At 47.1% G+C, this 21,580-nt stretch carries 24 protein-coding genes; 9 read left to right on the forward strand and 15 right to left on the reverse strand.

Features of this window, described 5'->3' with window-relative positions; genetic code table 11:
• Positions 1 to 6: 6 nt before the first annotated feature.
• The gene (locus tag ICN24_RS00880) at positions 7 to 789 is read left to right on the forward strand and encodes an exodeoxyribonuclease III (RefSeq protein WP_216220747.1); all 783 of its coding nucleotides are present in this window, start codon (positions 7 to 9) and stop codon (positions 787 to 789) included.
• Positions 790 to 808: 19 nt separating this feature from the next.
• On the opposite strand, the gene ICN24_RS00885 is transcribed toward ICN24_RS00880, so the two are convergent.
• The 12 genes from ICN24_RS00885 to gatC all read right to left on the reverse strand — a co-directional run bounded on the left by ICN24_RS00885 (position 809) and on the right by gatC (position 12,119).
• On the reverse strand, positions 809 to 2,056 hold the full coding sequence (locus ICN24_RS00885; RefSeq protein WP_370623107.1) for an MFS transporter: 1,248 nt from the start codon (positions 2,054 to 2,056) through the stop codon (positions 809 to 811).
• Between the two features lie 81 nt (positions 2,057 to 2,137).
• Entirely contained in the window at positions 2,138 to 2,731 is a 594-nt protein-coding gene (gene metW, locus ICN24_RS00890; protein WP_216220749.1) for a methionine biosynthesis protein MetW, read from the reverse strand.
• A complete protein-coding gene (locus tag ICN24_RS00895) occupies positions 2,728 to 3,867 on the reverse strand; it encodes a homoserine O-acetyltransferase (RefSeq protein WP_216220751.1) in 1,140 nt (379 codons plus the stop codon). Before ICN24_RS00895 ends, metW begins: the two co-directional genes overlap by 4 nt.
• Complete coding sequence (gene slmA / locus ICN24_RS00900; protein ID WP_216220752.1) at positions 3,864 to 4,514, reverse strand: nucleoid occlusion factor SlmA; 651 nt, start codon at positions 4,512 to 4,514, stop codon at positions 3,864 to 3,866. Before slmA ends, ICN24_RS00895 begins: the two co-directional genes overlap by 4 nt.
• 10 nt (positions 4,515 to 4,524) lie before the next feature.
• Positions 4,525 to 5,427 carry an acetylglutamate kinase gene (gene argB, locus ICN24_RS00905; protein ID WP_216220753.1) on the reverse strand — a complete coding sequence of 301 codons (903 nt, stop codon included), beginning with the start codon at positions 5,425 to 5,427 and terminating at the stop codon, positions 4,525 to 4,527.
• Between the two features lie 12 nt (positions 5,428 to 5,439).
• Positions 5,440 to 5,817: an RNA polymerase-binding protein DksA gene (gene dksA, locus ICN24_RS00910; RefSeq protein ID WP_173956792.1), complete on the reverse strand. Its 378-nt coding sequence runs from the start codon at positions 5,815 to 5,817 to the stop codon at positions 5,440 to 5,442.
• A gap of 211 nt (positions 5,818 to 6,028) precedes the next feature.
• Entirely contained in the window at positions 6,029 to 7,090 is a 1,062-nt protein-coding gene (locus ICN24_RS00915) for a GTP-binding protein (protein WP_216220755.1), read from the reverse strand.
• 69 nt (positions 7,091 to 7,159) lie between these two features.
• Positions 7,160 to 8,161, reverse strand: a complete 1,002-nt coding sequence (locus ICN24_RS00920) for a tyrosine recombinase XerC (RefSeq protein ID WP_216220757.1) — start codon at positions 8,159 to 8,161, stop codon at positions 7,160 to 7,162.
• Positions 8,142 to 8,816, reverse strand: coding sequence for a DUF484 family protein (locus ICN24_RS00925; RefSeq protein WP_216220759.1), 675 nt, complete (start codon positions 8,814 to 8,816; stop codon positions 8,142 to 8,144). The genes ICN24_RS00920 and ICN24_RS00925 overlap by 20 nt, the downstream gene beginning before the upstream one ends.
• A 26-nt stretch (positions 8,817 to 8,842) precedes the next feature.
• Positions 8,843 to 10,315 (reverse strand): Asp-tRNA(Asn)/Glu-tRNA(Gln) amidotransferase subunit GatB, encoded by a 1,473-nt coding sequence (gene gatB, locus ICN24_RS00930; RefSeq protein WP_216220760.1) that lies wholly within the window; start codon positions 10,313 to 10,315, stop codon positions 8,843 to 8,845.
• Positions 10,312 to 11,829 (reverse strand): Asp-tRNA(Asn)/Glu-tRNA(Gln) amidotransferase subunit GatA, encoded by a 1,518-nt coding sequence (gene gatA / locus ICN24_RS00935; protein ID WP_216220761.1) that lies wholly within the window; start codon positions 11,827 to 11,829, stop codon positions 10,312 to 10,314. Before gatA ends, gatB begins: the two co-directional genes overlap by 4 nt.
• On the reverse strand, positions 11,826 to 12,119 hold the full coding sequence (gene gatC / locus ICN24_RS00940; protein ID WP_216220762.1) for an Asp-tRNA(Asn)/Glu-tRNA(Gln) amidotransferase subunit GatC: 294 nt from the start codon (positions 12,117 to 12,119) through the stop codon (positions 11,826 to 11,828). The genes gatA and gatC overlap by 4 nt, the downstream gene beginning before the upstream one ends.
• 59 nt (positions 12,120 to 12,178) lie before the next feature.
• Between gatC and ICN24_RS00945 the strand changes: the two genes are divergently transcribed.
• Genes ICN24_RS00945 through rodA form a run of 5 tightly spaced genes read left to right on the forward strand, consistent with a single transcriptional unit; the run spans position 12,179 to position 17,752 of the window.
• Positions 12,179 to 13,222, forward strand: a complete 1,044-nt coding sequence (locus tag ICN24_RS00945) for a rod shape-determining protein (RefSeq protein ID WP_215374401.1) — start codon at positions 12,179 to 12,181, stop codon at positions 13,220 to 13,222.
• 24 nt (positions 13,223 to 13,246) lie between these two features.
• Positions 13,247 to 14,182, forward strand: a complete 936-nt coding sequence (gene mreC / locus ICN24_RS00950; RefSeq protein ID WP_216220763.1) for a rod shape-determining protein MreC — start codon at positions 13,247 to 13,249, stop codon at positions 14,180 to 14,182.
• Entirely contained in the window at positions 14,179 to 14,703 is a 525-nt protein-coding gene (gene mreD / locus ICN24_RS00955; RefSeq protein WP_216220764.1) for a rod shape-determining protein MreD, read from the forward strand. Before mreC ends, mreD begins: the two co-directional genes overlap by 4 nt.
• 8 nt (positions 14,704 to 14,711) lie before the next feature.
• Positions 14,712 to 16,619, forward strand: a complete 1,908-nt coding sequence (gene mrdA, locus ICN24_RS00960; RefSeq protein WP_216220765.1) for a penicillin-binding protein 2 — start codon at positions 14,712 to 14,714, stop codon at positions 16,617 to 16,619.
• The gene (gene rodA / locus ICN24_RS00965; RefSeq protein WP_216220766.1) at positions 16,601 to 17,752 is read left to right on the forward strand and encodes a rod shape-determining protein RodA; all 1,152 of its coding nucleotides are present in this window, start codon (positions 16,601 to 16,603) and stop codon (positions 17,750 to 17,752) included. Before mrdA ends, rodA begins: the two co-directional genes overlap by 19 nt.
• 82 nt (positions 17,753 to 17,834) lie before the next feature.
• Here the strand turns inward: rodA and ICN24_RS00970 are convergent, their stop codons facing one another.
• Both ICN24_RS00970 and ICN24_RS00975 read right to left on the reverse strand, forming a co-directional pair.
• On the reverse strand, positions 17,835 to 18,119 hold the full coding sequence (locus ICN24_RS00970; protein ID WP_087908896.1) for an HU family DNA-binding protein: 285 nt from the start codon (positions 18,117 to 18,119) through the stop codon (positions 17,835 to 17,837).
• Between the two features lie 113 nt (positions 18,120 to 18,232).
• Positions 18,233 to 18,598 (reverse strand): hypothetical protein, encoded by a 366-nt coding sequence (locus tag ICN24_RS00975; protein ID WP_216220769.1) that lies wholly within the window; start codon positions 18,596 to 18,598, stop codon positions 18,233 to 18,235.
• A gap of 152 nt (positions 18,599 to 18,750) precedes the next feature.
• Between ICN24_RS00975 and ICN24_RS00980 the strand changes: the two genes are divergently transcribed.
• Positions 18,751 to 19,653, forward strand: coding sequence for an aspartyl/asparaginyl beta-hydroxylase domain-containing protein (locus ICN24_RS00980; protein WP_216220770.1), 903 nt, complete (start codon positions 18,751 to 18,753; stop codon positions 19,651 to 19,653).
• A gap of 16 nt (positions 19,654 to 19,669) precedes the next feature.
• Here ICN24_RS00980 and ICN24_RS00985 read toward each other — a convergent pair whose 3' ends face one another.
• A complete protein-coding gene (locus tag ICN24_RS00985) occupies positions 19,670 to 19,963 on the reverse strand; it encodes a DUF167 domain-containing protein (RefSeq protein WP_216220772.1) in 294 nt (97 codons plus the stop codon).
• A gap of 25 nt (positions 19,964 to 19,988) precedes the next feature.
• Between ICN24_RS00985 and can the strand changes: the two genes are divergently transcribed.
• Together can and ICN24_RS00995 are read left to right on the forward strand one after the other, a co-directional pair.
• Positions 19,989 to 20,660 (forward strand): carbonate dehydratase, encoded by a 672-nt coding sequence (gene can / locus ICN24_RS00990; RefSeq protein ID WP_216220774.1) that lies wholly within the window; start codon positions 19,989 to 19,991, stop codon positions 20,658 to 20,660.
• Position 20,661: 1 nt separating this feature from the next.
• Complete coding sequence (locus ICN24_RS00995) at positions 20,662 to 21,561, forward strand: lipid A biosynthesis acyltransferase (protein WP_216220776.1); 900 nt, start codon at positions 20,662 to 20,664, stop codon at positions 21,559 to 21,561.
• Positions 21,562 to 21,580 lie beyond the last annotated feature (19 nt).

Consider the following 21,580-nt stretch of genomic DNA (forward strand, 5'->3'; position numbering starts at 1 on the left):
GCCTACATGTTACGCATCATTTCCGCGAACCTCAACGGTATCCGTTCAGCAGTCAAAAAAGGCTTTCTACCTTGGGCTATTCAGCAAAAAGCGGACTTTATCTGCATGCAGGAACTTAAAGCCCAGCGTGATGATTTAGAAGACGCTATTTTGAATCCTGATGGCTTGCACGGTTTTTTTCATCATGCCGAGAAAAAAGGCTACAGCGGTTGTGGAATCTATACACCCCATCAACCAGATGAAGTCTTATATGGCTATGGCAACGAGGAATTTGATGCTGAAGGGCGATATGTAGAAGCGCGCTTTAAGGGGCTTTCCGTCATTTCCGTGTACATGCCCTCTGGATCGAGCTCACCAGAGCGTCAAGAGGCCAAATATCGCTATTTGGATAGCTTCTTGCCTCACCTAATAGCGCTAAAAAAATCGGGTCGTGAAATCGTGCTGTGTGGAGATGTAAATATTGCTCATCATGAGATCGATCTCAAAAACTGGAAGGGCAATCTGAAGAACTCTGGCTTTTTGCCAGAAGAGCGCGCCTGGCTTACCAATCTTTTTGACAAGGTGGGCTATGTAGACGTGTATCGCACATTAGAGCCGCAAGCGAGTGAATCCTGTTACACCTGGTGGAGCAATCGCGGCCAAGCCTATGCCAAGAACGTCGGATGGCGAATTGACTATCACATCAGCACACCGGGGATTGCTGCGACCGCCAAGAAAACCGCTGTGTATAAGGATGAGCGCTTTTCCGACCATGCGCCGCTGACGGTGGACTACGACTGGAAGCTTTAAAAAGTAAGTTCTTAAGGTGCTAGTCTTTTTGAACTTGCACAACCTTAAAGTGAATCGTCGCCCAAATTAAAATGAGTACGGGCGCGCCAATAATCGCGGTGCCGTAAAAGAAAGTCTGATACCCAAAGTTGTCAACAAAGACGCCGGAGAAGCCTGCCAACCATTTGGGTAATAGCAACATCATTGAACTAAATAGCGCGTACTGAGTAGCCGAGTAGCGAATGTTGGTAAGCGAAGATAAAAATGCAATGAAGGCAGCACTGGCTATGCCAGAACTTAAATTATCGGCCGAGATCACCCAAATCAAACCCTGTAAATCATGGCCTTGATTTGCAAGCCAGGCAAACAATAAATTGCTCACCGCCGACAGCACTGCACCCAAAAACAAAATACGTAGAACACCAAAACGTAGCGTCAATACCCCGCCCACAAAAGCGCCCACTAAAGTCATCACCACACCAAATACTTTGCTCACCGCTGCCACCTCGTCTTTGGTGTAGCCCATATCGACATAAAAAGGGTTGGCCATGATGCCCATCACCACGTCACTAATACGATAGATCGCAATTAAAGACAAAATCAAAACAGCATGCCAACCGTAGCGTTTAATAAAATCTGCAAAAGGCTCAACCAAGGTTTGATACAGCCATGCTTTTGCATCACGAGCCTTGGCTAGCTCATAGCGCGCAGGCTCCGTACTAAATAAAGTTGTCAGCACACCAACGCCAATAGAAGCAGCCATACAAAGATAGGCAAACTGCCATGCGCCAGCATCATAGCCGCTACCGGTTTCGGCCCTAGCTGCCAACCATAAGACACCTGCACCAGCCCATATTAAGGCGAGTCGATATCCTGTTTGGTAGGTAGCCGCAAGAGCAGCTTGATGGTCGCTATTTGCAGACTCAATGCGGAAAGCGTCCAAAGCGATATCTTGAGTTGCCGACCCAAATGCTACAAGCAACGCACACCAAACAATGGAATTGAGTGCAAGCTTGGGATCTAGAGTCGACATGCCGACTAAACCCAAGATGATAAGTGCTTGCGCAAAAATGAGCCAACTTCTACGGCGGCCCAATAACTTGGTCAGCAGCGGTATCTGTAAGCGATCGACCAAAGGTGCCCAAACCCACTTAAATGCATAGATCAGGCCAACCCAAGTTAAGTATCCAATCGTGCTGCGATCGATTCCTGCCTCACGCAACCAAAAGCTGAGGGTCCCCAGAATCAACAATAAAGGGAGGCCAGCCGAGAAACCCAGAAATAGCATGCGCAGACAAGGCCATTCGAGGTACACCCGAAAGTCTTTTAGCCAAGATTGGACTGCAGTCAACACCTGAATATTGTTAATCTATGCGCGACGAACACGGAACAGCGCAAGACTGCCAAAAAGGTTGGGTAGCAAGGTGACCTTACGACCATCATGCAAAATGCATTGGTCTACCACTTTCAAACCAAGACTTGAGGCGAGCCTCTCGAAATCAGCCACAGTTAATACACGCACATTGGGTGTGTTGTACCACTGATAAGGAAGACTCTTGGAGACAGGCATATGTCCCAGCGCTACCGCCAAACGATGAGACCAATGTCCAAAGTTTGGAAAAGAAACGATAGATTCTTTTCCAACACGCACGACTTCACGCAAGATTTTTTCTGTTTGATGAATAGTTTGTACGGTTTGTGACAAGACCACCGTATCAAAACTATTGTCTTCAAATAAGGCCAAGCCGCCCTCTAAGTCTTGCTGGATAACGTTAAGACCTTTTTGCACACAAGACAATACTCGTGCATCATCAATCTCTACACCATAGGCATGCACGGGTTTTTGCTTTTGCAAAAACTCCAAGAAGCTACCATCGCCACAACCTAGATCGAGCACCTGACTATTGGGCGCGATCCAATCAGCGATAGCCTGGAAGTCGGCACGTTTATTCACATGCATCATGAGCGTACCTCGCGCATCTTATTGAAATAGGCTCTGACCAAATTGTGATAACGCTCGTCATCTAACAAGAAAGCATCGTGGCCATGAGGCGCATCAATTTCTGCATAGGTAACTTCACTCTTATTGCTAAGCAAAGACTGCACAATCTCACGACTACGATTGGGCGGGAAGCGCCAATCAGTTGAGAAACTCACGACTAGAAACTTTGCATGTACCTCTGCTAAGGCGCGGTTCAAACTGCCGTCATAACGACGTGAAGGATCAAAATAATCCAGGGCACGTGTAATTAAGAGGTAGGTATTAGCATCAAAGTAGGTGGAGAATTTGTCGCCTTGGTGACGCAAATAACTTTCGACTTCAAATTCAACATCAAAGCTAAAGCGGTAGTCGTTCGACTCACCATTTGGACGCTGCAATTCCCGGCCAAATTTTTCAGCCATATCGTCATCTGATAAGTAGGTGATATGACCAACCATGCGAGCTAAACGTAAGCCACGCTTTGGCACCACACCATGTTCATAATAGTTGCCACCGTGGAAGTCTGGGTCAGAAAGAATCGCATTGCGCGCTACTTCATTAAATGCAATATTTTGTGCGCTCAATTTTGGCGTCGAAGCAATCACCACGCAATGGTCAAGACGTTTAGGAAACTGGATCGCCCAAGCCATTGCTTGCATGCCACCCAAACTTCCACCCATCACTGCAGCAAACTTACGAATGCCCAACTTGTCTGCCAAACGGGCCTGAGTATTTACCCAGTCTTCTACAGTTACTACTGGAAAATCGGCGCCATATGGCTTGCCGGTAGCAGGATTAATGCTCATGGGTCCAGTAGACCCAAAACAAGAACCCAAATTATTAATTCCGATAACAAAAAAATGATTGGTGTCTACTGGCTTACCAGGACCAATCATGTTGTCCCACCAACCAATGTCTTCAGGATTATCAGGACTCGGGCCAGCAACATGGTGAGAAGCATTGAGCGCATGACAAATGAGCACTGCATTACTTTTATCGGCATTGAGCTTGCCGTAGGTTTCTATAACTAAGTCATAACCAGACAAGATAGCGCCACTTTGCAAAGGCAAGGGCTCAGCAAAGTGAATGGTGTTTCTAGAGAGATGTAGCTCGCTCATTCTGACAGGAGAAGGCGCAAGCTAACATCGGAGGCCTCTGTAGGCAGCTTCTTAAATCCGCTGCGGGCAAAACGATGCCACCGGCCCAATACAAAACTCATCAACATGGCGGCACGAATACCGACTTCTTCTTGGCCCAACTTGGCCCAATTACCACCTTGAGTTTGAGCAATGCGCAAGGCTTGCTTCAAAGAAGCCTCTACGCGATCTAAAACCTGTGTAATGCGCTCTTGCAAGCGATCATCCTCTTGTAACAACGCATCCCCCAATAAAACGCGCGTCATACCGGGATTTTTCTCAGCAAAGTAAAGAAGCATCTGCAAAATGCCGCGGGCCTGCGCAAGCCCTGATTCTTCCTTTTGATTAATCTGATTAATCAAACCAAATACGGTTTGCTCAATGAAAGAAATCAAGCCTTCAAACATCTGGGCCTTACTCGCAAAATGACGATATAAAGCTGCTTCAGAAACATCAATCTTGGCCGCCAATGCAGCAGTAGTAACGCGCTCCCCTTTTGGGTTTTGCAACATCTCTGCGAGCACTTGCAAAATCTGTAAGCGACGCTCGCCGGGACGCGGACGCTTGCGTGTCTTGCCAGCGTCAGCGCTCGTGCTGTCGATATCTGCCGGTTCTAGAGATTCACGCATGTAGATTTGCTTATCGAGAACGAATCATTGTGCCGAACGCCTGTTCGGTCAAAATTTCTAACAACAAGGAATGTTCAATTCGGCCATCAATGATGTGAACTGAATTCACACCACTCTTAGCCGCATCTAAAGCAGAAGAGATCTTAGGCAACATACCACCCGAAATCGTGCCATCAGCAAACAATGCGTCGATTTCTCTTGCTGTTAAATCCGTTAACAACTTGCCGTCTTTATCCATCACGCCAGGGATGTTCGTCATCATGACCAACTTCTCTGCATGCAAGATCTCTGCCATCTTGCCAGCCACTAAGTCAGCATTAATGTTGTAGGCCTGACCCTCTGCACTAAAACCAATTGGCGAAATGACTGGAATAAACGCATCGTCTTGCAAAGCCTTAACTACCGCTGGATTAATTGCTTCAATCTCGCCTACAAAACCAATATCCACCTTCTTGCCTGGCTCCGTATCGCTAGGAATCATCATTTTCTTAGCGTGAATTAAGCCACCATCTTTACCGGTTAAACCCACTGCCTGACCGCCAAAGTGGTTAATCAGCATCACGATGTCTTGCTGTACTTCTCCGCCCAAGACCCATTCAACGACTTCCATCGTCTCTTCATCGGTGACGCGCATACCTTGAATAAAGGTCCCGGTCTTACCAATCTTTTTGAGGGCTTCATCAATTTGTGGGCCACCGCCGTGAACAACCACAGGGTTCATACCAACCAATTTGAGCAAAATGACATCGCGCGCAAAACTCTCTTTGAGGCGCTCTTCTACCATCGCATTTCCACCGTATTTAATAACGATGGTCTTGCCGTGATAGGCGCGGATATAAGGCAATGCCTCAGCAAGAATCTCCGCCTTTAATAAAGGCGAAATATCACTAATAGTTGTTAGATGCTTAGTCATTACAAATGAAATTTATTCGCCAAATAATTTTTGACGGAGTTCGCGACGCTCTTGAGCCTCAAGAGATAAATTGGCTGTAGGCCTTGCAATTAAACGGTTTAAGCCGATTGGCTCACCTGTTTCTTCACACCAACCATAGTCGCCTGACTCAATTCGACCCAATGCTTGCTCAACTTTTTTCAACAGCTTGCGCTCACGATCGCGTGTACGCAATTCCAATGCGTGCTCTTCTTCAATCGTTGCGCGATCCGCTGGATCGGGAACCAAAATGTTTTCGCGTAAATGCTCTGTAGTTTCCGAAGCATTTTTGAGAATGTCATCTTTGAGGGTCAATAATTTTTGACGGAAAAAATCTAACTGCGCAGCATTCATGTAGTCCTTATCGGACATCTTGAGCAATTCTGCCTCAGTCAGTGGAGCACCTTTTGCAGCTTTGGTGCTCGCAGCTTTACTGCTAGCTTTTGCAGCAGTTGCTGGTTTTGTTGCTGTTTTTACCGTCATCTCATTCTTTCCTAGATTTGAAGCATTATTGCCTCATTCTGCCAAACTTTTACAGCCTTTATGAATAATGGCCGTGGCGGCGGATTGTACCCGAATCTGGCTAGGCCAAACATCCCTCAAGCCCAGCCAGTAGGGTGTCTTTGGGCAAATCGATGCCAATAAAGACCATACGGGTTTGCTTGTGCTCAGCGCCCCATGGACCGGCCAAATCGCTACCCATCATCTGATGAACCCCCTGGAACACCACTTTTCGGTTGCTTCCCTTCACATAGAGCACCCCTTTGTAGCGCAACATCTTCTCCCCAAACACCTCCAAAATGCCCCCCAGGAAGTCTTCCAATTTTTTATGGTCAAAGGGTTTATCACTACGGAAAATGAAGGATTGGATGCGGTCTGTGTGACCAGCGTGCCCATGGTGATGATCGTGACTGTGATCATGGCCGCAAGTGCTGTGGTCATGATCATGTGAATGGTCATGACCACAATGGGCGTGATCATGGTCGTCTTGCTCTAAAAAGTGCGGATCAATATCCAACTTGGCATTGAGATTGAAGCCCTTGAGATCCAATACCGCATTCAAGGGCACAACCCCTTTAGAAATTGCAGTAATCGGCGCCCTAGGATTCATGTGCATTAAGCGCTGGCGCAAAGCCTCTACATCAGCGGGCGATACTAAATCAGTCTTCGTAATAAAAATTTGATCAGCAAAGCCCACTTGGCGCTGAGCTTCTTCATGTTCGGTGAGCTGCTGTTGGCCATGCTTGGCATCTACTAAAGTGACGACCGCATCTAAGACATAGTGATCAGCGACATCATCATCCATGAAAAAAGTTTGTGCTACAGGCCCTGGATTGGCTACCCCAGTGGTTTCAATGACAACGCGATCAAAGCTAATCTTTTTATCTTTACGCTGCTCCCAGAGTTCATTTAAAGCCTCTACGAGATCTCCACGAATCGTGCAGCAAATACAGCCGTTGCTCATCTGCACAATATTTTCTTCATGGTCCTGCACCAAAATATCGTTATCAATATTTTCTTCGCCAAACTCATTCTCAATTACGGCAATTTTTTTGCCATGATCTTCAGTGAGGATGTGCTTGAGTAAAGTGGTTTTTCCACTTCCCAAAAAGCCCGTCAAAATCGTTACCGGAATTAATGCCATGAATGATCCAATCTAAATCTAGCTATTGCAGATTCCCAAAAGGGGAAGCCTTCTATATTACCGACTTCCTCAGCCTTTACCAGCCTTTGCGCGAGGATGCGCTTTATCGTATGCCTGGGCCAGGTGCTGAAAATCCAAAGAGGTATAAATTTGGGTGCTCGCAATGCTGGCATGCCCCAGCATCTCTTGTACGGCCCGCAAATCCTGCGAAGACTGCAAGACATGGCTAGCAAAGCTGTGGCGCATCATATGGGGATGCACGTGCGTGGGTAAGCCAGCCCGCATGGCCAGAGTACGGAGACGCGCCTGAACAGTGCGCGGGGATAAGCGCTTGCCAGAGGCAGACAAAAATAAGGCGATAGATTCTGCTTCATATGCAACCCCGTCACGATGCTCGCGCCAAGCCGCCAGAGATTGCATCGCAGGACCGCCCACTGGCACAGAGCGTCTTTTGCCGCCCTTACCCAGGACCGTTACTTCAGCAGCATCCCAATCTAACCAACCAGCTGACTCCTGTTGACGATCTTTACTCTGCATGACATCAATTCCCAGTAACTCAGACAGTCGCAAGCCTGAGGAATACAACAAATCAATAATGGCGGCATCCCGAATCGATTCAAAATCTTTTTTCTCTTGGGCCTCTTTTACCGCCTGATTTACCAAAGAGAGAGCCTGCTCAACAGACAGCGCTTTTGGTAGGGACTTGAGGCGTTTGGGCGCCTTCACGTCATCGACCGGATTAGCCACAAGGTTGCTAGTCACCTTACCAGCATGCGCATCTCGTCGAGCATCTTTTTCTGTGAGCCAGTCATACCAGCCTCGCCAGGCCGACAGCGCCCTAGCAATGCTTCTGGAAGACTTTTCTTTGGAGTGCAAACGCCCCGCCCAACGACGGACATGGCTATTGCTAACTTTTAATAAATCTACTGCGTCTTCAAGAGCAAAGTTTTGAAGGTCGCTCAGATCCATGCCATAAGCTTTTAGCGTATGGGGCGAGAGTTGACGCAACACATGAAGCTCATGCAAATACTCTTGCATGAGCGGATGAAGATCAGTCGGCTTTAGCTTCATAAGCCTGGATACGATCCAAAGCTGCAGCAGTAAGTTCAGCAATTTGACGCAAATAGAATGCGCCCATATCCGCAGTAAAACGGGTTTCGTCTTTACTCGCCAACAGCAGAACTGCTGGTGATTGATTGCCACCAATACTTTTACCCAAAGGTAGGCCGATAGCCACCATGCTTTGCCATGCTGGATCAATCGTCGTTTGACTGGCTAGCAAATCAACGCTCGCTGCTGCCAACTCTTTTGCAGAGCCGCAGAGCGGCGTATCAACCCAAGGGCCAAACGCAGCATTAGGCGCCAACAATTGCGCAGACTCAACCTCAAATACTTCTGCTAAGCCTGCGGTAATGGCAGCTTCAACATCCGACTGATTATTGGCTTTCATCAAACGCAACAACCAGGCCACTAAGCTTTGCTGTGTCTTGTCATTGCGGCTACCAAAATGCAGCATCTCACTTAAGCGACGATTGAGCTCCTGGTTTTGAGTGCGCAATACCGTCATTTGACGTTCTTGCAAAGAGATGGCGCGATCTTCATGAGGATGCTTGATCCGAATCTCATTAAAGAGATCGGCGTAACGCTCAAAGAAGCCGGGCGTTGCACGCAACCATTCTGCAACCAATTCTTCTTGCTCAGCCTGCTTTGGATCAATTGCGCTCATCTATCTCTTTCTGTATTACGGATTGGTTAACTCAATTTTTTACGAAGCAATTCATTCACCTGACCAGGATTGGCCTTGCCTTGAGAGGCTTTCATAATCTGCCCCACCAACGCATTGAACGCCTTCTCTTTACCAGAGCGGAACTCTTCTACCGACTTCGCATTGGCCGCCAGTACTTGATCAATGATGGCCTCCAGGGCGCCACTATCGCTGATTTGCTTCAAGCCCTTGGCCTCAATGACTTGATCTACCGTGCTGATAGCTTTTCCGGCAACGGCTTCCTCCCAAAGAATTGCAAAGATATCTTTAGCAATCTTGTTAGAAATCGTGCCATCAGCCACGCGAGTGAGCAGGGGCCCCAAATGCACTGCTTTTAAGGGTGCATCTGCAGCAGCAATGCCTGCGCGATTTAAGGATGAAGCAAACTCACCAGCAATTAAATTGGCAGCTGCTTTTGCTAATGGCTTACCAACCATTGCTAATAGCTCTTCAAATACTTTTGCAGTATCGCGATCTTGCGTGAGTAACTGTGCATCGTACGCACTTAAACCAAATTCGCTTTGCCACTGCTCACGCAATTGCGCAGGCAGCGCAGGCATCTTGCTACGCACATCCGCAATCCACGCATCATCAATCACCACCGGCAATAAGTCGGGATCCGGGAAATAGCGGTAATCGTTCGCATCTTCTTTGCTGCGCATGCTGCGCGTTTCACCGCGATCAGGATCATATAGACGCGTCTCTTGAACAACAGTTCCGCCATCTTCAATCAATTCAATTTGACGACGCACTTCATATTGAATAGCTTCTTCCAAAAAGCGGAATGAATTTAAATTCTTAATTTCACAACGAGTACCAAACTCAGCCTGACCTTTTGGGCGGACCGATACGTTGGCGTCACAACGGAACGAGCCTTCTTGCATATTGCCGTCACAGACACCCAGCCACACAACCAATCCATGCAGGGCCTTGGCATAGGCAACCGCCTCCGCAGCGCTACGCATTACGGGCTCAGTCACAATCTCGAGGAGTGGTGTGCCAGCGCGGTTTAAATCGATGCCACTAGAAGGTTCGCCATGTGGGCCAATAAATCCCTCTTCATGAACTGATTTGCCTGCATCCTCTTCCATGTGGGCGCGGGTCAGCTGGACGACTTTTACCTCATCGCCAACCAAGATTTCGACTTGGCCCCCAACAACAACCGGAATCTCCATCTGACTAATTTGATAGCCCTTCGGTAAATCGGGATAGAAATAATTCTTGCGCGCAAAAATACTGGCTGGAGAAATCTTCGCGTTGACTGCTAATCCAAAACGAATGGCATGCTCAACCGCTTGACGATTGAGCACCGGCAAGACGCCTGGTAAGGCGAGATCAACTGCACAAGCTTGTGTATTTGGCGCAGCACCAAAGCGTGTACTTGCACCACTAAAAATCTTAGATTGCGTTTGTAATTGCGCGTGGGTCTCTAGACCAATAACGACTTCCCACTGCATCATGCCACCTCGCTTGCTTGACGCAAATGCCAATCACTGGCTTGCTGAAATTGATGGGCAACTTGTAATAGACGTGCCTCTGAAAAATAGTTGCCAATCAACTGCATACCAATCGGGAGGTTCTGGGCGTTAAAGCCACAAGGCGCACTCATTGCAGGCAACCCAGCCAAATTCGTGGATAAAGTGTAAATATCTTCTAAATACATTTGTACTGGATCTTTCGACTTCTCACCCAGGCGCCACGCCACATCTGGAGCTACCGGCCCAAGAATGATGTCGCACATGTTAAATGCCGCCTGAAAGTCTGCTGCAATAATGCGACGAATTTTTTGTGCCTGCAAATAGTAAGCATCGTAGTAACCATGACAAAGAACATACGTTCCAATCATGATGCGACGCTTGACCTCAGAACCAAAACCTTCGGTGCGAGACTTCTGATACATGTCACCAAGATCTTTGTACTCGCTAGCGCGATGACCATAACGCACACCATCAAAACGACTCAAGTTACTAGATGCTTCAGCTGGCGCTAATACGTAGTAAACCGGGATAGATAATTTGGTTTTAGGCAAACTCACTTCCACGAGCTTGGCGCCTAAATTTTCTAAAAGCTTTGCCGCTTCATTCACCGATTTAGCAACCTCTGCTGATAGGCCTTCAGCAAAAAATTCTTTTGGTAATCCAACGCGTAAACCTTCTAAAGGTTTTGCGGGATTAGAGTTACCTGCTTGCCATGATTGATTGAGGTAGCGACCATAGTCTTCGCCAGAATCTGCAAGTGAAGTTGAATCACGGGGGTCGTGTGATGACATGGCGGATAAGAGCAATGCACAATCTTCAGCCGTCTTACCCATTGGTCCAGCCTGATCTAAGGATGAGGCATAGGCAATCATCCCGTAACGAGACACGCGCCCATAGGTTGGCTTAATTCCGGTCAGCCCGCAAAAGGCCGCTGGTTGACGAATGGAACCACCGGTATCCGTACCGGTAGCAATCGGGGCTAAACCTGCTGCCACGGCTGCAGCTGAGCCGCCAGACGAACCCCCAGCCACGTGAGCGGCATTCCAGGGGTTTAAGACGGGTCCATACGCTGAGTTCTCATTGGATGAGCCCATCGCAAACTCGTCCATATTGGTTTTGCCCAAGCAAACCATGCCAGCACCATGGGGGTTGCTCTCATCTGGAATTCCCAAGTTAGCCACCACGGTGGCATCAAATGGACTTTGATAATCAGCCAAGATTTTGGAGGCTGCAGTAGATTTCCAACCGCGCGTTACGAAGACATCCTTGTGTGCCACGGGTATACCGGTTAATTTGCCTGCCTTACCAGATGAAATCAGTTGATCTGCTTTATTTGCTTGCTCTAAAGATAAGTGAGTACTCACATCAAGATATGCATTCCACTGCTTTCCGGCTTCAATGCGATCTAAAAAGTACTGAGTCAACTCGGTACTAGAGACCTTTTTTTCGGCCAATGCTTTTGCCATCAAGGCAATTGGAGTGTTGTGCCAGCTCATTCGATCACCCTGGGAACAAGGAAGTAACCATCATGCTGAGCAGGGGCTGATTGCATGTTTTCTGCGCGATGATCTGCTTCAGTCACCTGATCAACGCGCATGGGTTGGGCCAAATCACGCAAAAAGAGGATTGGGTGAGCCAATGGCTCAAGCCCAGTTGTATCGACAGCCTGCATTTCTTCAACCAAGGAAAAAATGGCCTGCAGCTGAGGCAAAACTGCTTCAGCTTCTGCTTGGTTTAGCTCAAGTCTGGATAGGTGCGCAATGCGCTGAACATCATCAAGTTTCATGGGACGAGAGTATCATTCCTATATATTTTTATTAACACCTTCTATTTTCCCACTACATCATGTTTGGTTTTTTCCGCAGCTACTTTTCCAATGACCTAGCCATCGACCTAGGAACCGCCAACACCTTAATTTATATGCGTGAGCGGGGTATTGTTCTCGATGAACCATCTGTTGTGGCAATCCGCCAAGAGGGTGGCCCAAATGGCAAAAAGACCATTTTGGCAGTCGGAAAAGAGGCAAAAGCGATGTTAGGTCGCGTTCCGGGCAATATTGAGGCGATTCGCCCTATGAAGGATGGCGTTATTGCCGACTTCACCATTACCGAACAAATGCTCAAGCAATTTATCAAGCTTGTGCACGAAAGCAAGCTCTTAAAACCAAGTCCTCGCATCATTATTTGCGTTCCTTGCGGATCTACTCAAGTTGAACGTCGCGCGATTCGCGAATCTGCATTGGGCGCTGGCGCATCACAAGTGTTTCTCATTGAAGAGCCAATGGCAGCAGCAATTGGTTCTGGTCTTCCAGTTTCTGAAGCAGCAGGCTCTATGGTCGTTGACATCGGCGGCGGCACAACAGAAGTTGGCGTGATGTCATTAGGCGGCATGGTTTACAAAGGCTCTGTGCGCGTTGGCGGTGATAAGTTTGATGAAGCGATTACTAATTACATCCGTCGTAACTACGGCATGTTGATTGGCGAACAAACTGCCGAGCAAATTAAGAAGACGATTGGCTCCGCTTTCCCAGGCGCAGAAGTGCGCGAGATGGAAGTAAAAGGTCGCAATCTCTCCGAAGGTATTCCACGTAGCTTCACAGTCACTAGCAACGAGATTTTGGAAGCATTGACTGATCCATTAAATCAAATCGTGACTGCAGTGAAAGCGGCACTTGAGCAAATTCCACCTGAGCTGGCATCCGACATTGCTGAGCGCGGCATGATGCTAACAGGCGGCGGCGCCTTATTGCGCGATCTTGACCGCTTGTTGCTCGAAGAAACTGGCTTGCCTATTCATGTTGCAGAAGATCCATTAACTTGTGTGGCTCGCGGTTGCGGCATTGCACTTGAGCGCATGGATAAGTTGGGCGGAGTGTTCTCGCACGAGTAAGCGACATACACGTCGATCAGGGAATTGCAACATAGCGCTCCACCACTTTTCAGACAGGGCATTCCGGCCTTACTCAAACTGATTGTCTGTCTGTCGATCAGCATCGCTCTGATGCTGATCGATTTTCGCTTTAAAGCACTCGATCCGATTCGCAATAATGTGAACTGGATTTTGCGTCCACTTGAATATGTCATGATGGCGCCACGCAACGCATTCGAAGCAACCTCAGAATATTTCACAACACGCTCTACGCTAGATCAAGAAAATCAAGCGATGAAAGTGCGCCAAGCGGAGCTCTCTCTGCTGGCAAATCAATCTGAGTTCTTGATGGTAGAAAATCAAAACTTGCGTGAACTAATGGCGCTGCAAAAGCAAGTGGCATTCAAAACTTTGCCAGTGGAAATTCTCTTTAATCCGCCCAACCCTATCTCGCAACGCATTGTGATTAACCGAGGCAGTAACGATGGCCTCAAGCTAGGCAACCCCATTGCCAATGATTCCGGAATTTTGGGTCAGGTAGTCCGCCTTTACGAGCGCTCTGCAGAGGTTTCCTTGCTCGAAGACCGAGATTTCGCCGTTCCTGTCCAGGTTGCTAGAAATGGTCTAAGGGCGGCCGTATTTGGGGCGGGGCGCGGAAACCCGCTAGAACTACGCTACTTACCGGTAGCTAGCGATCTCGAAGTTGGCGATATTTTGCTCACATCCGGCATTGATGGCGTTTACCCACCCGGTTTCGCAGTAGCTGTTATCAGCAAGATTGAGCGCAACGCTGATAAGAACTCTTCCAATGTATTTTGCGTACCAGTTGCTGCAGTGAATCGGTATCGCCAAGCGCTGGCATTTTTATATGATCCGCAATTTGATGCCAAGGCCCCCTCAATCAATAGCAAAAATGCCGCTGGCACAGCACCTAACAATACGCCCGGCCGCCGTCAAACACGCTCACGAGGAATGCAATGATTGATTTCCAGAGCGGCTATATTCTTCGGCCAGTTAATCCAGTATTTATTTATTTCAGTCTGTTTTGTGCGCTGCTGTTAAATCTGCTGCCGATCGGAAATTATGGATGGGTACCGGATTGGTTGATTCTGTGCATCGTGTTTTGGAATATCCACCAACACCGCTATGTCAGCGTGATCTGGGCATTTGTGCTCGGCCTCATGATGGATGTACACAATTCAGACCTCTTAGGACTGCATGCCTTTAGTTATTCTTTGGTTGCCTATATTGCCATCTCTTGGCATAGACGCATTATTGCGCTCACCGTTTTATCGCAAGCCCTACATCTGTTACCCATCTTTTTACTAGTCTCATTATTTCCAGTGCTGGTGCATTGGGTCTTGAGCGGCGAGCTTTACTGGTGGGCCTTAACGGGCGCTATTCAAGCCTTGATTGAGGCAATGCTTTGGCCGCTCGTAACACGCATTTTGCTGGCGCCGCAACGTCGTCCGATTGACGTTGATCACAATCGTCCACTTTAAGAAGCTGTATGGTTTCTTTTAAAAAACCTGATCTCGATTCGTTTCAAGAGCGCATTCATATTGCGGCTTTGTTTGTTACATTTTGTTTTTTATTGCTCGTGACACGCCTGGTATGGCTGCAATTAGTCAGTCACGGAAAATATGCATTGCTTGCAGAAAGCAATCGCATCGCACTAGTGCCAGCACCAGCCAATCGTGGACTCATCATTGATCGCAACGGCATTGTGATTGGCAGGAACTATTCAGCACTGACATTGGATGTCAATGCTGAAGAGGTTAAAGGGAATGTAGACCAGCTTATTAATGAACTGTCAGAGATTATTGATATCTCACCTCGGGATCGACGCAACTTTAAGCGCTCTTTAGAGGATTCCCGCAATATGGGGACCATTCCGCTGCGCTCGATGCTCAATGAAGCTGAAACAGCGCGTTTTATGGCCAATCGCTACCGCTTTCCAGGGGTCGAAATTCGGGCCAGGAGCTTCCGAGAGTACCCCTATAACGAGCTAGCCTCTCATTTAATCGGCTATATCGGCCGGGTATCCCAGAGGGATAAGGAGCGGATGCAAGCAGAAATTGAGAATTCCAAGGCTGATGATCCAGATGCGCTGCAGACTTCTTTCTTGCCCGGGATTCAATATGTCGGAAAAATTGGTCTGGAACAAAGCTATGAAAATGTTTTACGGGGCGTTCCTGGATACGATCAGGTAGAAATTACTGCTGGCGGAAAACCCGTGCGCACACTTTCAAGCTCACCCTCGGTACCCGGAAAAAATGTCGTGCTATCGGTCGACATTAAATTGCAGTATCTAGTGGAACAGTTGTATGGAAATTTTCGCGGCGCGTTTGTTGCTATTGAACCCGAGACTGGCGATGTGCTTGCTTTTGTTTCTAAGCCCAACTTCAATCCGAACGACTTTGTTGAAGGTATTGATTCCGTTACCTGGAAAGAGCTCAACGATTCCCCACAAAAGCCGCTGTATAACCGCCCGCTAAAAGGCATCTATCCGCCGGGCTCTACTTACAAGCCTTTCATGGCTCTCGCGGCGCTTGAAAATAAAAAACGTACGCCGTCCCAAACTATTTCAGATCCCGGTTACTTTGATTTTGGCAATCATACTTTCCGTGATGATAAAAAAGGTGGGCATGGCATTGTTGACATGCAAAAATCGATTGTGGAATCTTGCGACACTTATTACTACATGCTCGCGCGCGATATGGGTGTCAACATGATTGCCGACTTCATGAAGCCGCTTGGGTTTGGTCAAATCACTGGAATCGATTTACAGGGTGAAGCAAAAGGCGTTCTACCTTCGACCGAGTGGAAGAAAAATACTTTTAAAAAACCAGAGCAGCAAAAGTGGTACGAAGGTGAAACAATTTCACTGGGCATCGGTCAAGGCTACAACGCATTCACTATTTTGCAGTTGGCGCATGCCATGGCAAACGTTGCCAATAATGGCATTGTGATGAAGCCTCACCTGGTGAAGGCTATCGAAGATCCATTTACGCGTAATCGCGTACTGACAACACCAAAAGAAAGTTATCGCATAGACCTCAATGCTGACAATATTGAAGTCATTAAAAAAGCGATGCTTGAAGTGAATAACTCGGGCACTTCTGCAGCCGCATTTAAAGGAACGGGATATCAAGTCGGCGGCAAAACAGGTACAGCGCAGGTATTTAGCTTAAATTCGAAAGACTATAAGCACGGTGCCACTGCAGAATTTTTACGCGATCATGCTTTGTATATTGCTTTTGCACCCGCAGATAAACCTACTATTGTTATTGCCATGGTAGTAGAGAATGCTGGCTTTGGAGCGCAATACGCAGCACCTATCGCGCGTAAGGCGCTGGACTATTACATTGAAGGCAAATGGCCCAAGGAGGTTCCTGAATGGAAAAGAGCCCCTTAATCAAAATTAAAGGATTTTTCTTCGGCATCTTTGCCGGACTGGATCGCCAGCTAGGCCTTATTCTGCTTGGCTTAGCGGCTGTAGGCTTTTTTACTTTTTTATCTGCAAGTCAAAATACCCCCGTTCAAATTGGTGATGAATTTCGCAATCTAGCACTATCTTTTGCAGTGATGTGGTTAGTGTCTCGCATTCCACCAAAATGGTTGGAGATGGGAGCGGTATGGATTTATGGGTTGGGAGTGGTGCTACTCGTTGCCGTTGCTGCTTTTGGATTAATTAAAAAAGGTGCGCGGCGTTGGCTCAATATTGGCGTTGTCATTCAACCTTCTGAGATCATGAAGATAGCCATGCCTTTAATGCTTGCGTGGTATTTTCAAAAACGCGAAGGCATTCAAAAAGCCTGGGACTATGCTGTAGCCGGCGTCATTCTCATCATTCCCGTATTTCTGATTGCGCGCCAACCCGACCTTGGAACAGCGTTATTAGTTTTTGCTGCTGGCCTTTACGTCATCATCTTGGCTGGGCTGCCCTGGAAATGGATTTTGCCTTTCGTTGGCATTGGGGTGATAGGCATCCTGTTGATTATTATTTTTGGCGGCACGATATGTGCGCATGACGTTGTTTGGCCATTCGTACACGACTATCAAAAGCATCGCATTTGTACGCTGCTCGATCCTAGTAGTGATCCACTAGGAAAAGGCTTTCATACGATTCAATCCATGATTGCTATTGGCTCTGGCGGCTTCTTTGGTAAAGGCTGGTTTCAAGGCACGCAGGCTCACCTAGAATTCATTCCTGAAAAACATACTGACTTTGTATTTGCAGTGTTCTCAGAAGAGTTTGGTCTGCTCGGCAACTTAGTGCTGCTCGCACTGTTCTACGCCTTAATCAAAAGAGGGCTCGCGATTTCAGCAAGCGCGCCGAATTTATTTACACGCTTATTGGGTGGTGCGGTCACTTTAATTTTCTTTACCTATGCCTTTGTCAATATCGGCATGGTGAGCGGCTTACTTCCGGTGGTAGGTGTGCCCCTGCCATTCATTAGTTATGGGGGCACTGCATTAGTAACCCTTGGATTTGGGGCGGGCATTTTGATGAGCATTCATCGCCATCGTCGCTTAGTGCAAAGCTAATACAAGACTGGGTTGTATTCACTGTGTTTGATGGCAATAAAAAAGCCCGGCATGCCGGGCTTTTTTATTAACTAAGGAAGAATTACTTCTTGCGCTTGTTAACTGAATCTTTAAATGCTTTACCAGCAGAAAACTTAACAGTTTTTGCAGCAGCGATTTTGAGTGGCTCGCCAGTTTTTGGATTGCGGCCCATACGTGCAGCACGCTTACCAGATGCGAAAGTACCGAAGCCGATCAGTTGTACTGAATCACCTTTAGTAACAGCTTTGATAATGTTCTCGATTGCAGAATTCAATGCGAATTCAGCTTTAGCTTTAGAGATCTCCGCGTCGTCAGCAATCGCTGCGATTAGTTCGGCTTTGTTCAAGTGAAGCTCCTTATAGATATTGATGTCGGCGCACATTGCGCTTACATGATTTTAACCACAAAAAATTATAAAAATAAAGCAATCGCAAAGTAATTTTTTACCGCTCCGACATATTACTCATCCAATACTTCTATGCCAGAGACAAAATATTCTGTATCGCCAAAACAAGATGTTGGAAGCCCAATGTGCTGAGAGTATTTTAGGGCTACTTTTTTTCCTAAATTAGCATTGATTTTTTGCGCCACAGCATCTTCATGCACCGTAAAGAAGAATTTTTCTGACATTGTGCCGGGCATCGATACCATGGCTAATTCACCTTCCCAGGTCTTGCAGATATACCCGCGCTTAGAGAATTTCTGGACATATCCAGCCCGCTCCCCGCTGCCGTAGCTCCATGTGAGCATCAGCCATGTATAGGCTGAAATGCCCACTAAGCCAATTAAAACAAGGCTTAAGAGCCATTTTGTAAAGCGATTCATACGATTTTCTCCAAGCTATATCCACATAAACCCTAAGGCGGGCAAACGAACTATTCATGGCAAGTATATGAGGATCCCTGCTGAAGAAATAGTCTAAATAGCGCGCACTTACTAATTAAAATAAGAATTGTTACTCTAGATCGGCAAATAGCATGCAAGTTCGTCACATCATCTTTTTTATCTTTATTGCTTCGGCGATTTATGTCTATTTCAGGGGTAGGGTACGTTTTGGCATCATGAGATCGCTGCTGGACTATCAAGTGCTATTGGCGCCAATTAACACCCTGCTTTATGTATTTTCTAAAGTAAAGCCAACCGCTTTTATTCCGGTAAGCCAATTTACGGAAATGAAGGTTCTGCAAGATAACTGGGAAATCATTCGCCAAGAAGCGCTTTCTCTCAACGAAAACGGCCAAATTGCTGCGGCAACCGGTTACAACGATATCGGCTTTAATTCCTTCTTTAGGACAGGCTGGAAGCGTTTTTACCTCTACTGGTACGGAAAAGAAGTCCCATCTGCACTAGCCAACTGCCCCAAAACAGTAGCGCTACTCAAATCAATCCCCTCCGTTAAGGCAGCTATGTTTGCCTCCTTACCCCCAGGAGCAACGCTAGTGCGTCACCGCGACCCGTATGCTGGATCGCTGCGCTACCACATTGGTTTAGTTACGCCGAATGACCCTAAATGCTTCATTGAAGTCGATGGTGAGCGCTATTTCTGGAAAGACGGAGAGCCCGTCATGTTCGACGAAACCTATATTCATTTCGCCGCAAATGAAACCGACCATCAGCGCATAGTGCTCTTCTGCGACGTCGAGCGGCCCGTTTATACCAAGGTAGTGCAACTGATTAATCGCTGGTTTGGGCGCTACGTGATGAGCGCAGCTGCATCGCAAAATGTTCCTGGCGAAAAGATTGGTTTTGTAAATGTTTTGTTTACTTACTTCTATCACTTGCGAGCGCAAGCCAAAAAGCTCAAAGCATCACATCGCTCTGTTTATTACATTGGTAAATGGGTGCTTATTTTGGGACTTTTGTGGGCAATTTTTTGGTAGCTTGATGCCACCAAAATCAAGGCTGCAATATTTGAATAATCTGCTCGGGGCTGATTGAGCCCCAAATTTCTACCCGTTTTTTGCGGCTATTTTGCCCAGAAAGAAACTGAATTTGCTTTTGCGGCACTTTTAACTGCTTCGAAAGCCATGCCAGCAAAAGCTCATTGGCCTTATTTTCTAGGGCTGGCGCTTGCAATGAAATTTTCAAGCAGCCATCGTGCAGACCCACTACCTTGGTCTGTTTAGCGCCAGGCTGACAATGAAGGCTTAGCGCAATTCCTGTGGGGGTTTGTTTTAACCAATTAGGCATCATTAAAGTACTTTAAACTTAAACCATGCCATACAAAAATTCCCAAGCCCTAGAACACCTGTTTACCAGCAATCGCGAGTGGGCAGAAGGCATGATTGCGAAGGACCCGGACTTCTTTAAGCGCCTGGTGAATCAGCAGGCGCCAGAATATCTTTGGATTGGTTGCGCAGATAGCCGCGTGCCGGCCAATGAAATTGTGGACTTACTTCCCGGTGAGCTGTTTGTTCATCGCAATGTGGCCAACGTTGTAGTTCACACTGATCTCAATTGCTTATCCGTTATTCAGTTTGCAATCGACTTACTCAAAGTGAAGCATATCTTGGTAGTCGGTCACTACGGCTGTGCCGGTGTGCATGCCGCTCTGAGCGATAGACGAGTAGGTCTTGCAGATAACTGGCTGCGTCATGTCAAAGATGTCCATCAAAAACATGAGCGCTATCTGGGAGAGGTGTTGCCAACTGCCAAGCGTCAAGATCGCTTGTGCGAGCTCAACGTCATTGAACAAGTAGTGAATGTGTGTGAAACCACCATCGTTCAGGATGCCTGGGCACGCGGACAAGACCTCACTGTTCATGGCTGGGCATATCGCCTTGATACAGGGCTTGTGAACGACTTAGGAATGTCGATTAGCTCAACTGAAGAAATGCTTGAGCGTTACGCTAAGTCCGTGCAACGTTATGAAGTAGAGCAAAGTTAATTTGCTTAAATCTGTAGCCAACTATGCTGGGGTTGTATTTTTAAAACTCCTCTCCTTGCTGCCTTATGGGCTTTTGGTTTCTATTGGATATGGTCTGGGCTATATTGCAGCCAGAATTCCAAGCGACAGAAATCGAGTAGTCAAAAGAAATCTGCAGTTGTGCTTTCCGAAAATGAGTGCGGCAGAAATTGATTCTCTGAGCAAGCAGCATTGGCGCCTATTGGGCCGCAGCCTTGTAGAGAAAAGCATTATTTGGCTTGGCAGTGAAAAACAATTAAGTCACATGATTGAGGTAAAGTCCGCAGTCGATCTTGCGAGTCGTGAACCACGTATCTTGGTAAACATGCACTTTACGGGCATCGAGGGCAGCATTATTTTGAGCGCCTTGGCCAGAAGAATGGATTGGCCCCGCACCTCAGGATTTTTTCAGCGCATGAAGAATCCATTTTTTAATAAGCGTATTGTTGATTGGCGTAACCGCTTTGGTGGAAACTCGATTGACCGCCAAGGCAATGCCAAGGCCATCATTCGTGAAATTCGAAATGGTGACTTCATCATCATCGCTCCAGATATTGACTTGGGCTTAAAAGATTCTGAATTTGTTCCCTTCTTCGGAATTGAAACCAACACCATTACTACAATCTCTCGTTTAGCTAGCATCACAGGTGCACAAGTTTGCTTAATGACGACCACTTTAAAAGAGGATGAGTCAGGCTATCTTTGCGAAATTAGTAAGCCTTTAGAAAATTTTCCAGGTACAGACCCCAAATCTGATACAGCGCGCTTGAACGAATATTTTGAAAAAGAAATTCGGCTACGACCTGCTGAATACTACTGGGTACATAAGCGCTTCAAAAATCGCCCGAATAACGAAGTAAACCCCTATAACCCTTCTAACTAAAGGACTTTTGTCCTATCAT

The organism is Polynucleobacter sp. UK-Kesae-W10 (genome assembly GCF_018881575.1).
Taxonomy (GTDB): domain Bacteria; phylum Pseudomonadota; class Gammaproteobacteria; order Burkholderiales; family Burkholderiaceae; genus Polynucleobacter.